The following is a 12,555-nucleotide window of genomic DNA, read 5'->3' on the forward strand; positions in this document are numbered from 1 at the left end:
ATGTCCGCTAAAGCGTCGCCGTGCGAGACCCAAACGGTGGCGTCGATCCAACCGTTTGAAGAAAGGTCCGTCATGGCAAACCCCTTCCTGTTTACGTCCGAATCTGTCTCCGAAGGCCATCCCGACAAGGTGGCCGATCAGATTTCCGACGCCATCCTCGACGCCAATCTGGCGCAGGACCCGATGTCGCGAGTCGCGGCCGAAACCCTGGCCAACACCGGCCTCATCGTGCTGGCCGGCGAAATCACCACCAACGCCGTGGTCGATTACATCCAGGTGGCACGCGACACGCTCAAGCGCATCGGCTACGACGACGCCGACTTCGGCATCGATCACAAGAGCTGCGCCGTGCTCGTCGCCTACGACAAGCAAAGCCCCGACATCGCCCAGGGCGTGAACAAGGCGCATGACGACGAGCTCGACATCGGCGCCGGCGACCAGGGGCTGATGTTCGGCTATGCCTGCGACGAAACCCCCGAGCTCATGCCCGCGCCGATCTATTACGCGCACCGCCTGGTCGAGCGCCAGAGCCAGCTTCGCCGCGATGGCCGTCTGCCCTGGCTGCGCCCGGACGCCAAGAGCCAGATCACCTTTCGCTACGAGAACGGCTATCCCGTGGCCATCGACACCGTGGTGCTGTCCACCCAGCACGCGCCCGACATCGCGCTGGCCGATCTGCGCGAGGCGGTCATCGAGCACATCATCAAGCCCGTGCTGCCTGCCGAATTCATGCGCGGCGAGGTGAAGTATCTGATCAACCCGACCGGCCGCTTCGTGGTCGGCGGCCCGCAGGGCGACTGCGGGCTGACGGGACGCAAGATCATCGTGGACACCTACGGCGGCGCGGCACCCCACGGCGGCGGCGCTTTCAGCGGCAAAGACCCGACCAAGGTCGACCGCTCGGCCGCCTATGCCGCGCGCCATGTGGCCAAGAACATCGTGGCCGCGGGCCTGGCCAAGAAGTGCCTGGTGCAGATTTCCTATGCCATCGGCGTGGCCCAGCCCACCAGCATCATGGTGACGACGCAGGGCACCGGCGTGATCGACGACGCCAAGCTCGAACAACTGGTGCGCCGCCACTTCGACCTGCGACCGCGCGGCATCATCGAAATGCTCGATCTGCGCCGCCCCATCTACGCCAAGACCGCCGCCTACGGCCACTTCGGCCGCGACGAACCCGAGTTCAGCTGGGAGGCCACCGATAAGGCCGCCAGGCTGCGCGACGACGCCGGCCTGGGCGCACTGCAGGCCGCCGCGACGGCGTAAAGACGAGGCGAAGGCCAGAGAGCCGATAGAGTGCAGAGGGCCGAAGCGGCCCTTCGCCCGCCTCAACCTGCTGCAAATCGGTCCGTCGCCTCGATCAGGCGCGAAAGAATGCCCGGCTCGTTGTAGGCGTGACCGGCGTCGGGCACGAGCTGGAAATCGGCCTGCGGCCAGGCGCGGTGCAGATCCCAGGCGGTGCGAACCGGGGTGCAGGCGTCGTACCGGCCCTGCACGATGACGCCGGGCACCTCGGCCAGCTTGCCTGCGTCGCGCAGCAACTGGCCTTCGTCCATCCACCCTTGGTGCACGAAGTAGTGGTTCTCGATGCGCGCAAACGCGAGCGAGAACGCATCCTGCGCATGCATCTGCGCGTTGGCTGCGTCGGGCAGCAGGCGGATGGTCTGGCCTTCCCACACGCTCCAGGCGCGGGCGCAGGCCAGTTGCGCCTCGGGGTCGTCGCCCGTCAGCCGTTTGCGATAGGCGCCGATCAGATCGCCGCGCTCGGCTTCGGGAATGGGCGCCAGGAAACCTTCCCACAGATCGGGAAACAGCCAGGACGCGCCTTCCTGGTAGAACCACAGCAGCTCCTCGCGCCGCAGGGTGAAGATGCCCCGCAAGACCAGGGCCGAGACCCGTGCGGTGTGTGCCTGGGCATAGGCCAGGGCCAGGGTGCTGCCCCACGAGCCGCCGAACACCAGCCAGCGATCCACGCCCAGCAGGGTGCGCAGCCGTTCGATGTCGGCGACCAGATGCCAGGTCGTGTTGTTCTCCAGCGAGGCGTGCGGGGTCGATCGTCCACAACCGCGCTGGTCGAACAGCAGCACGCAATACCGCTGGGGATCGAACAGACGGCGGTGGTCCGGCGAACAGCCCGAGCCCGGTCCGCCGTGCAGAAAGACGGCGGGCTTGCCCTGGGGGTTGCCACTCAGCTCCCAGTAGATCTGGTGGCCATCGCCGGTGTCGAGCAGACCGGTCTTGAAGGGTTCGATGGGCGGGTAGAAGGTGCGCAAAGTCATGGATGGAGCCTAATCGGGGGGCAAGGGCTGCCTGGCTCTCTAGAATAATTGCTTCCCTTTCCCCGCGTTCCCGCCCACCCATGAGCACCACCCAGATCGACGGCGCCGCCGTCAACCCCAAGGCCAATGTCTATTTCGATGGCAAGTGCGTCAGCCACAGCATCACCCTGGCCGACGGCCGCAAGGCGTCTGTCGGCGTGATTCTGCCCGCGACCCTCACTTTTGGCACCGGGGCGCCTGAAATCATGGAAGGCGTGGCCGGGGCGTGCGAGTATCGTCTGCCCGGCACCGACACTTGGCAGCGCGCAGGCGTGGGCGACAAGTTCAGCGTCCCCGGCAACACCCAATTCGACATCCGCGTGGCCGAAGGCGAAACCGCCTATCACTACATCTGCTACTTCGGCTGATCGGGGAGCAACGCTTATGGCCACCATCCTGCAAAACCTGCCCACCGGGCAAAAAGTCGGCATCGCCTTCTCCGGCGGCCTGGACACCTCTGCCGCGCTGCTGTGGATGAAGCAGAAGGGCGCCCTGCCCTACGCCTACACCGCCAACCTCGGCCAGCCCGACGAAAGCGACTACGAAGAGATCCCGCGCAAGGCCATGGCCTACGGCGCTGAAAAAGCCCGCCTGGTGGACTGCCGCCTGCAACTGGCACACGAAGGCATCGCCGCCATCCAGTGCGGCGCCTTCCACATCAGCACCGGCGGCATCACCTACTTCAACACCACCCCGCTGGGCCGCGCCGTCACCGGCACCATGCTGGTGGCCGCCATGAAGGAAGACGACGTCCACATCTGGGGCGACGGCAGCACCTTCAAAGGCAACGACATCGAGCGTTTCTACCGCTACGGCCTGCTGACCAACCCGAGCCTGAAGATCTACAAGCCCTGGCTGGACCAGCGCTTCATCGACGAGCTGGGCGGCCGCAAGGAAATGAGCGAGTTCCTCATTGCCAACGGCTTCGACTACAAGATGTCGGTCGAGAAGGCCTACAGCACCGACAGCAACATGCTCGGCGCCACGCACGAAGCCAAGGACCTGGAGCACCTCAACAGCGGCATCCGCATCGTCAACCCCATCATGGGCGTGGCGTTCTGGAAGCCCGAGGTCGAAGTCAAGGCCGAAGAAATCACCATCCGCTTCGAAGAAGGCCAGCCGGTCGCCCTGAACGGCCAGACCTTCGACTCACCGGTGGACCTGTTCCTCAAAGCCAACGAAATCGGCGGCCGCCATGGCCTGGGCATGAGCGACCAGATTGAGAACCGCATCATCGAGGCCAAGAGCCGCGGCATCTACGAAGCCCCCGGCATGGCGCTGCTGCACATCGCCTACGAGCGCCTGGTCACCGGCATCCACAACGAAGACACCATCGAGCAGTACCGCATCAACGGCCTCAAGCTCGGCCGCCTGCTGTACCAGGGCCGCTGGTTCGACCCGCAGTCCATCATGCTGCGCGAAACCGCCCAGCGCTGGGTGGCCCGCGCCGTGACTGGCGAAGTGACGCTGGAGCTGCGCCGCGGCAACGACTACTCGATCCTCAACACCGAATCGCCCAACCTGACCTACGCGCCCGAGCGCCTGAGCATGGAAAAGGTGGAAGACGCGCCGTTCAGCCCGCTGGACCGCATCGGCCAGCTGACCATGCGCAACCTCGACATCACCGACACGCGCGCCAAGCTGGGCATCTATGCCAAGACCGGACTGATTTCCATGGGTGAGGGCGCGGAGATGCTGCGGCTGGAAGGGGAGAAAGACTGATCAAGCCGGGTGCGGGGAAGGGCTTGTATCGAAGACGGATCTCATATTGGCCCCCAATCTGCAAACAATCGAGGGAATTATGGCCCGAGGGTTCTTGAACGGCATGAATCGACTTGTGCGGGAAATGGAGCGATCCGCCAGAGCACAGCAGCGCGAAATGGAAATGCAACATCGTGTTCAATTGCGTGCAGTCCGGGAAGCGGAACGGGCGCAGCGGGCCTATGAGCGTGCCGCCAAGGCGGATGAGAAGGAGCGAAAGCGGCTCTACATCGAGTCCAAGCTGGCTGAGGCCGAAAGTCAGAACGAGCAGGTCGAACACTGCGTGCAATCGCTCAGGCAGCTTCTTCCCGCCGGACTGCGCCGCGACCCGACGATCGATTTTGCGAAATTGCGGGTGACACCAACGTATGCCGCGCTGGACTTGAGCGATCTCGTCTCGACGTCCCGGGAACCGCGATGGGCTGCCTATGAGCCGGCAAAGCCCAAGGGTGTGGCAGCCCTCTTGCCCTGGGTAAAGGGTGCATACGAAAAGCGACGTGAAGCGGCGAAGCAGACCTACGCGCAAGTCTTGCGAGAGTTTCGGACGAATGAGGACGAGCGCCAAAGAGCGCTGAAGCGACGGCAGGACGAGCACGAACAAATTGTGAAGCGCGCCGAGCGTAAGGCAGACGAGCACAACAAAGCCGTCGAGCAGTTGCGCGAAGCGTTCTCGAAAGGCGATCCGGATGCCGTGGCCTCGTACTTCATCACGGTCCTCGGAAGTAGCCCGTACCCGGATGGCTTCCCGCAAGAGGTGCAAGCCGAATATCAGCCCGAATCAAAACAGCTAATCGTGGCCTATGACCTGCCCGCGTATGACGCCCTGATCCCGAAGCTGAAGTCCGTGAAGTACGTTAGGACGTCGGATACCTTCGCGGAGAGCGCTCGGCCGGAGAGTCAGCGCCGCGCACTGTACACCGATGTTGTGGCGCAAACTGCATTGCGGTCGATCCACGAGGTCTTTCAGTCGGATTCGCGCGGCTACATCGACACCATTGTCTTCAATGGCTACGTGCATGCTATCGATCCCGGGAATGGCAAGCCCATCCATCCATGCATCGTGACCGTCCGGACTACCCGTGACGCCTTCCGCGACATCGACTTGGCACATGTCGAGCCTGCTGCCTGTCTAAAGGCTTTGAATGCTTCCGTGTCAAAGAGCGCGGCCGAGTTGGCGCCGGTCCGTCCCGTGCTCGAGTTGAACATGTCGGATCCGCGCTTTATCGAAGAAGGCGATGTGCTTTCGACGTTGGATCAACGGCCCAATCTTATGGATCTCACTCCTGGCGAGTTCGAATCGCTGATCACCAACCTATTCCAGGCAATGGGCCTTGAGACGCGGCAAACCCAGCCCTCGCGCGATGGCGGGGTAGATTGCGTGGCGTTCGACCCACGGCCGATCTTTGGTGGCAAGGTGGTCATCCAAGCCAAGCGGTACAAGAACACTGTCGGGGTGAGCGCGGTACGCGATCTGTTCGGCACGATGCAGAACGAGGGTGCCTCCAAGGGTATCCTGGTAACGACGAGCGGCTACGGCAAGGCAGCGTTTGAGTTCGCAAACGGCAAGCCGATGGAACTTCTGGCAGGCAGCAATTTGTTGTATCTCCTCAAGGAGCACGCGAACATTGACGCGAAGATCGTCGTGCCAGAGGACTGGAAAGACCAGGGACCGGATGTCTGACCAAATTTGCAAGTTTAGGGGTCTAGCTGCACAGACGTTTAGCCGCGATCCCGACGACGATGCGTTTATTCACGCCGCCGAAGTGGCGAAGGCCTTATGGCTGGTCACCGTCGATCAAGACCTGTTGGGGGTGAATCGGCCACCAATCGGATTGTGCATCCTCACACCAGCTCAGGCCGTGCGGCATCCCGAGTTTCCGTAGCGTGGCAATCCATTGCATGACCTCGTGCATGCGGTCTTTTCGCTCCACCATGTTGTTTTGTTCGGCAATGCAAAATCTCTCTATTTCGCCGCTGGCGGCTCGGCCGCTTTGGGCCAATGCATGAACCTACCTATGCCACCGTCTGACACTGCCAACGCCGAAAACCCCGTCCGTGCCTGTGTGGCCTATGACCGCAGCGGACGGCGGGTGGGCGATATCGCGCTGGAGGCGATCAGCGATACCCTGGCCGAGGCCGACAGGTTTCTCTGGGTGGGGCTGTACGAACCCGATGCGGCCTTGCTGGCGCAGATGCAGCAGGAGTTCGGCCTGCACCCGCTGGCGGTGGAAGATGCCGGCAAGGCGCACCAGCGCCCCAAGCTGGAGGCCTATGGCGAATCGCTTTTTGTCGTGGCGCGCACAGCCTCGCGCAGCGGCGTGCATGTGCGGTTCGGCGAGACGCATGTCTTCATGGGCCGCAACTACATCCTCACCATCCGGCATGGCGATTCGTCCGGCTATACGACGGTGCGCCGCAATGCCGAGCAGACGCCGGCGCTGCTGGCGCAGGGACCGGGGTATGCGTTGTATGCGGTGCTCGATGCCATCGTCGATGGTTATCTGCCCATCGTCGAGGCTTATCGGGCCGAGTTGGAGGAACTGGAGGGCGAGATCTTCGCGCGCCAATGGCGGCGCGGCACGCTAAAGCGGCTGTACGCGATGCAGCGCGAGCTCACCCGCCTGCGACTGGCGGTGGCGCCCTTGCAAGACGTGCTGGCGCAGCTTCAGCGTCTGCCGGGCGACGTGATGCCCGAGGCCGTGCGGCCTTACTTCCGCGATGTGAACGACCATGCCAGCCGCATCAACGACACGGTGGGCGCACTGCGCGAGATGCTCTCGGCGGCGATGAACGTCTCGGTCTCTCTCGTGACGCTGGAGCAGAACGAAGTGGTCAAGCGTCTGGCCGGCTGGGCCGCGCTGCTGGCCGTGCCCACGCTGCTCACGGGCTGGTTCGGCATGAACTTCCATCACATGCCCGAACTGGATTGGCGATGGTCCTATCCGGCGCTGATCGTGTTCACCCTGGGTTTGTGCGGCGGGCTGTACTACGGGCTCAAGCGGTCGCGCTGGTTGTAGCCCGATGTAGCCTGAGTTCGTCTTCCCAAACTCATTGAGTCATTGCCACCGGAGCTTGCCGCTCATGTCCGACATCCACCACTTCGCCTTGTTTCTGCTCTCGGGCCTGCTGCTCAATATGACCCCTGGCGCGGATATGTTGTTCATCGTGTCGCGCAGCGCGGGGCAGGGGGCGAAAGCCGGGGTGATGGCGGCGCTTGGCGTGGGGGCGGGCTGTCTGGTTCACGTCACCGGGGCCGCGGTGGGGCTGTCGGCACTGATTGCCGCATCGGATCTGGCGTTCAGTGTGGTGAAGTGGCTGGGTGCGTTCTATCTGGTCTGGCTGGGCATCGGCCTGCTGCGCGCCAAAACGTCGGCGCTGGGGCCGCAGGGGACGCAGGCGATTGCCGCGCCTCTGTCCGCAGCGCCCCTGCGGGCCGTGTTCTGGCAAGGCGTACTGACCAATGTGCTCAACCCGAAGATCGTGTTGTTCTTCCTCGCCTTTCTGCCGCAGTTCGTCGGGCCGTCGACCCACGGGCAGGGCTGGGCATTTCTGTTGCTCGGCGTGGTGTTTACCGTCAACGGCACGCTGTTCAACCTGGGCGTGGCCTGGGTGGCGGCGCGGGCGCGCCATCGCATGGGGCGCATGCAGCGATTGGCGCTCTGGGTGCGGCGGTTGACGGGCGTGGTGTTTGTCGGCCTGGGGCTGCGTCTGGCGCTGGCGTCGCGCGTGTAGCGCAGCCCGAACCAAACCAGACGACATGACTCCTTACTCGGGCGGGCGCACGCGCAGATAGCGCGCGAAACGCGGAAGGCCCGAGCCCGTGAGGGCCTGGTAGCGGTAGGTGACGAGGGTGCCGATGGGCGGCGGGTTGCGGCGCAGTGCGTCGCTCAGGCCGGAGCCGATGCGGAAGGTCTTGCCGTCGGGCATCCGCATATTGAGCGCCCCGATCATTCCCTCGTATTTCCCCTTGCCGCGTGTGTAGCCGATGACGGTGGCTTCGGCGTCCTGCCAGGGCTTGAGCTTGAGCAGTACGTCCTGACGGCCTGTACGGTAGGGCGCATCGGCACGGTGCAGCATCAGACCCTCGCCGCCATCGTTCACGATGGTGTCGAGATGCCGTTTCAGCTCGGCAGAGTTGGACACGCGAAACTGCGGAACCATGCGCAGCCAGGGCACCTGTGCCTGTTCCACCAGAGCGCGCATGCGGGCGAGACGATCGGTGAAGCTGCCGGGGGCATTGGGCAGCTCGAACACCATGTAGCGCACCTGCTTCCAGTCGCGGTCGTCGGGCGGGTCGCTGCGCACGATGCCTGAAACCTGTTCGAAGCGCTCGCGCGCGATCCACAGCTCGCCGTCCAGTGGCTGCGAGGGCAGCGCAGCGGTGAACCACGCCGGCGCGGGCACCGGGTTGCCGCTGCGAAAGCGCAGCACCCGGCCGTCCCAGAAGGCGCGCACGCCGTCGAGCTTTTCGCTGACCCAGTAGCGGGCCGGATCGAGCTGGCTTGGCGCGGTTTCGGCCAGCAACAGGGCCGGCGGTGGCGGGCTGGGCGCTCCGGCCTGCGCCCAGGGCAACCCAGCCAGCAGCAGACCGCACAGCAACAGCGGCCGCAGCCCGCCTGGGCATGGGACGGAAAAGCGGTGCGATGAAAGGCGCATGGCGAGGGGCGAAGGTGGCGGGCGGAGCTTGCACGGTCATCTTATGGGGCGTCGAGCGGGCGTGGCAAACCTGCGGCAAACCCATAGAATGGCGCGGTTCCCGAGGAGCGTTGCAACGCACGGAGCGAGTTCATCGCTGCCGTCGCCAGGCTCGGGGCTTTGATCGCAGGCCGCTTCTCCTTGCGGGCGGCTTTCCTTCAACGGCGCTCACCCAACCCGTGCCGGGCGCGGGATGCGGTGCGCATCCGTTCCCGGCCACTTTGTTCGGAGTTTGTATGAACGCTGTGGTCGATTTGAAGAATTTTTCCGATTTCTGTATTGCCGACATCGGACTGGCCGACTGGGGCCGCCGCGAGATCGCCATTGCCGAGAGCGAGATGCCCGCGCTCATGGCCATCCGCGAGGAATACGCCGCCCGCCAGCCGTTGCGCGGCGCGCGCATCACCGGCAGTCTGCACATGACCATCCAGACGGCCGTGCTGATCGAGACTTTGCAGGCCCTGGGCGCGCAGGTGCGCTGGGCCTCGTGCAATATTTTTTCCACGCAAGACCATGCGGCCGCCGCCATTGCCGCCACCGGCACGCCGGTGTTCGCGGTCAAGGGCGAGTCGCTCGAAGATTACTGGGACTACACCCACCGCATCTTCGACTGGACGGATGGCGGCTACTCCAACATGATTCTCGACGACGGCGGCGATGCCACCTTGCTGCTGCATCTGGGCGCGCGCGCCGAAGCCGATGCCGCCGTGCTCAACCACCCGACCAGTGAAGAGGAGCGGGTGCTGTTTGCCGCCATCAAGGCCAAATTGGCGGTCGATGGCAAGTGGTATTCCACCCGCCTGGCGCATATCAAGGGTGTGACCGAGGAAACCACCACCGGCGTGCATCGCCTCTACCAGATGCACCAGCGCGGCGAGCTGAAGTTTCCCGCGATCAACGTCAACGACAGCGTGACCAAGAGCAAGTTCGACAACCTCTATGGCTGCCGTGAAAGCCTGGTGGACGGCATCAAGCGCGCCACCGATGTGATGGTGGCGGGCAAGATCGCCGTGGTCGCCGGTTATGGCGACGTGGGCAAGGGCTCGGCACAGGCGCTGCGCGCGCTCAGCGCCCAGGTGTGGGTGACCGAGGTCGACCCGATCTGCGCCCTGCAGGCCGCGATGGAAGGCTATCGCGTGGTCACCATGGACGATGCCTGCGACAAGGCCGACATCTTCGTCACCGCCACCGGCAACTACCACGTCATCACCCACGATCACATGGCCCGCATGAAGAACCAGGCCATCGTCTGCAATATCGGCCACTTCGACAACGAGATCGACGTCGCGGGCATCGAGAAATACCAGTGGGAAGAGATCAAGCCGCAGGTCGATCACGTCATCTTTCCCGATGGCAAACGCATCATCCTGCTGGCCAAGGGCCGCCTGGTGAACCTGGGCTGCGGCACCGGCCACCCCAGCTATGTGATGAGCTCCAGCTTCGCCAACCAGACCCTGGCGCAGATCGAGCTGTTTGCCAAGACCGGCGACTACCCCGTGGGCGTCTACACCCTGCCCAAGCACCTCGACGAGCATGTCGCGCGGCTGCAGCTCAGCACCCTCAATGTGCAGCTCACCACGCTGACCGACCAGCAGGCGGCCTACATCAATGTGCCCAAGGACGGCCCGTACAAGTCGGCCCATTACCGGTACTGATGCGCATGGTCTCCACACCCTCGCTCAGTCTCAGCTTCGAGTTCTTTCCGCCCAAGACGCCCGAGGGCGCGGACAAACTCCGGGCCGTGCGGCAGCGCCTGTATGCGCGCCGGCCCGAGTTCTGTTCCGTCACTTTCGGGGCCGGCGGCTCCACCCAGGAAGGCACGCTGCAGACGGTGCGCGACATCCTCGCCGAAGGCGTGGACGCCGCGCCGCACCTGTCTTGCATCGGCGCCAGCCGCGAGTCGGTGCGCGGGCATCTGCGCGACTTTCAGGCTGCGGGCGTCAAGCGCCTTGTGGCGCTGCGCGGCGATCTGCCTTCGGGCTACGGCATGGGTGGCGAGTTCCACCATGCCCGCGATCTGGTGGCCTTCATCCGCGCCGAGATGGGCGGCGCGTTTCACATCGAAGTGGCCGCCTATCCCGAGATGCATCCGCAGGCCAGGAGCCCGCTCGACGATCTGCAGCATTTCGCCGAGAAAGTCCGCGCCGGGGCGAACTCGGCCATCACGCAATACTTCTACAGCGCAGCGGCCTATCGCCGTTTTGTCGATGACGTGCGGGCCCTCGGCCTCGACGTGCCGGTGGTGCCGGGCATCATGCCCATCACCAATTCCAGCCAGCTCCTGCGCTTCTCCGAAGTGTGCGGCGCCGAGATTCCGCGTTGGGTGCGGCTGCGTCTGCAGAGCTACGGCGACGACCGCGAGTCCATCCGCGCCTTCGGCCGCGAGGTGGTGAGCAGCCTGTGCGAAGAGCTGATGGCCAGCGGTGCTCCAGGCCTGCACTTCTACACCCTGAACCAGGCCGAAGCCACACTGGCGGTGCTCGACGATCTGGGACGTTAAGCGGCCTGGCGCGGACCGCTGGCGGCATGCAGCAGCAGCGCCGCCAGCGCGAAGCCGGCGCCCGCCGCGGTCACGGCGGGCCAGCCACCGGCCGTCCAGGCATGGCTGGCGACGAACGAGCCGACCGAGCCGCCGATGAAATAAAGCGTCATGTACACGGCGTTGATGCGGCTGCGCGCGGCCGCGTCGAGCGCATAGATGCGGGTTTGATTCGCGATCTGCGCGCCTTGCACGCCGGCGTCGAGCACCAGCACCCCGGCGATCAGCCACCACAGGCCCAGCGTGCCCGGCGCGAACAAGGCCCAAGACAGCAGCGTGACCGCGATGGCGACGAACAGCACGCGGCGCGGACCGCCCGGCCGGTCGGAGTAACGGCCGGAAATCGGTGCCACCGTGGCGCCCATGATGCCCAGAATGCCGAAAGCGCCCACCACGGCCGGACCGAATCCGTAGGCCGGACTTTGCAGCAGCGGCGTCAGCCCGACCCAGAACACGCTGAAACTGGCGAAGAACAGCCCCCCGGTGAGGCCGGCGAAGCGCAGATCCCGGTAGCGGCTGAATTGTCTGAGGGTCGAGCCCAGCAGCGCCGCATAGCTCTGCCCCGCGGCATGCGGGTCCACGGGCAGGCGTGGCAGCACCCGCCAGAGCATGAGCCCCATGCCGATGTTCACAACGGTGGCGAAGAAGAACACCGCTTGCCAGTCGAGCAGCGAAGCAATGCCGCCGGCCAACACCCGGCCGCCCAGAATGCCCACGAGCAGCCCGCTCATCACCAGGCCGATGGCCTTGCCGCGCGCCTGTGGCGGCGCCAGATGGGCCACCATCGGAATGATCTGCTGCGCAATACTGGAGAGCATGCCGATGGCGAACGAGGCCAGCGCCAGAACGGTCACGCTGGGCGCCAGCGCGGCACCGATCAGCGCCGGGACGAGCAGCCCCGCCATGATCAGGATCACCCGGTGCCGCGCATGCCGGTCGCCCAGCGGGCCGAGCAGCATCAACCCGGCGGCATAGCCGATCTGTGTGGCCGAAGGCACGGCGGCCACGCCGGCCACCGTGGTGTGGAAGTGCTGCGCGAACTGCTCAAGCAGCGGCTGGGCGTAATAGATGTTGGCCACGGAAATGCCGCAGGCCAAGGCCATGAAGCCGATGAAATGTCGCGAAAGAGGCGGGTGCGCCGCGGTCGTTGCGGCGGGGTCTGTGGTGTGCGCGGGCATGGGCAATGGGAGCGTCTCCAGACTCGACGCGGCGCGTCTGGCCCCGGGAGGGTGAGAAACTTGG

Annotated in this window: 11 protein-coding genes and 1 riboswitch; of the genes, 8 read left to right on the forward strand and 3 right to left on the reverse strand. The window is 64.9% G+C overall.

Annotated features, from left to right (window positions below):
* The first annotated feature begins 72 nt into the window (after window positions 1-72).
* Window positions 73-1,266, forward strand: coding sequence for a methionine adenosyltransferase (gene metK / locus BVH73_RS12285; protein WP_079419067.1), 1,194 nt, complete (start codon window positions 73-75; stop codon window positions 1,264-1,266).
* A gap of 62 nt (window positions 1,267-1,328) precedes the next feature.
* On the opposite strand, the gene pip is transcribed toward metK, so the two are convergent.
* Entirely contained in the window at window positions 1,329-2,279 is a 951-nt protein-coding gene (gene pip / locus BVH73_RS12290; RefSeq protein WP_079419069.1) for a prolyl aminopeptidase, read from the reverse strand.
* Window positions 2,280-2,359: 80 nt separating this feature from the next.
* Between pip and ppnP the strand changes: the two genes are divergently transcribed.
* The 5 genes from ppnP to BVH73_RS12320 all read left to right on the forward strand — a co-directional run bounded on the left by ppnP (window position 2,360) and on the right by BVH73_RS12320 (window position 7,811).
* Complete coding sequence (gene ppnP / locus BVH73_RS12295) at window positions 2,360-2,686, forward strand: pyrimidine/purine nucleoside phosphorylase (protein ID WP_079419071.1); 327 nt, start codon at window positions 2,360-2,362, stop codon at window positions 2,684-2,686.
* Between the two features lie 16 nt (window positions 2,687-2,702).
* Window positions 2,703-4,040, forward strand: coding sequence for an argininosuccinate synthase (gene argG, locus BVH73_RS12300; protein ID WP_079419078.1), 1,338 nt, complete (start codon window positions 2,703-2,705; stop codon window positions 4,038-4,040).
* A 157-nt stretch (window positions 4,041-4,197) separates the two neighbouring features.
* The gene (locus BVH73_RS12305; protein ID WP_218919030.1) at window positions 4,198-5,760 is read left to right on the forward strand and encodes a restriction endonuclease; all 1,563 of its coding nucleotides are present in this window, start codon (window positions 4,198-4,200) and stop codon (window positions 5,758-5,760) included.
* A 334-nt stretch (window positions 5,761-6,094) separates the two neighbouring features.
* A complete protein-coding gene (corA, locus tag BVH73_RS12315; RefSeq protein WP_079419082.1) occupies window positions 6,095-7,096 on the forward strand; it encodes a magnesium/cobalt transporter CorA in 1,002 nt (333 codons plus the stop codon).
* A gap of 64 nt (window positions 7,097-7,160) precedes the next feature.
* Window positions 7,161-7,811, forward strand: coding sequence for a LysE family translocator (locus tag BVH73_RS12320; RefSeq protein WP_079419084.1), 651 nt, complete (start codon window positions 7,161-7,163; stop codon window positions 7,809-7,811).
* A 33-nt stretch (window positions 7,812-7,844) separates the two neighbouring features.
* Here the strand turns inward: BVH73_RS12320 and BVH73_RS12325 are convergent, their stop codons facing one another.
* Window positions 7,845-8,735, reverse strand: a complete 891-nt coding sequence (locus BVH73_RS12325) for a DNA ligase (RefSeq protein ID WP_079419086.1) — start codon at window positions 8,733-8,735, stop codon at window positions 7,845-7,847.
* A 96-nt stretch (window positions 8,736-8,831) separates the two neighbouring features.
* Window positions 8,832-8,951: riboswitch (S-adenosyl-L-homocysteine riboswitch) on the forward strand.
* Window positions 8,952-9,010: 59 nt separating this feature from the next.
* Between BVH73_RS12325 and ahcY the strand changes: the two genes are divergently transcribed.
* Both ahcY and metF read left to right on the forward strand, forming a co-directional pair.
* Window positions 9,011-10,429, forward strand: coding sequence for an adenosylhomocysteinase (gene ahcY, locus BVH73_RS12330; RefSeq protein ID WP_079419088.1), 1,419 nt, complete (start codon window positions 9,011-9,013; stop codon window positions 10,427-10,429).
* Window positions 10,429-11,274: a methylenetetrahydrofolate reductase [NAD(P)H] gene (metF, locus tag BVH73_RS12335; RefSeq protein WP_179947949.1), complete on the forward strand. Its 846-nt coding sequence runs from the start codon at window positions 10,429-10,431 to the stop codon at window positions 11,272-11,274. The genes ahcY and metF overlap by 1 nt, the downstream gene beginning before the upstream one ends.
* Here metF and BVH73_RS12340 read toward each other — a convergent pair.
* A complete protein-coding gene (locus BVH73_RS12340) occupies window positions 11,271-12,491 on the reverse strand; it encodes an MFS transporter (protein ID WP_079419090.1) in 1,221 nt (406 codons plus the stop codon). The genes metF and BVH73_RS12340 overlap by 4 nt on opposite strands.
* Window positions 12,492-12,555: the final 64 nt, after the last annotated feature.

The organism is Thiomonas intermedia, assembly GCF_002028405.1.
In the GTDB taxonomy this organism is placed as follows: Bacteria; Pseudomonadota; Gammaproteobacteria; order Burkholderiales; family Burkholderiaceae_C; genus Thiomonas; species Thiomonas intermedia.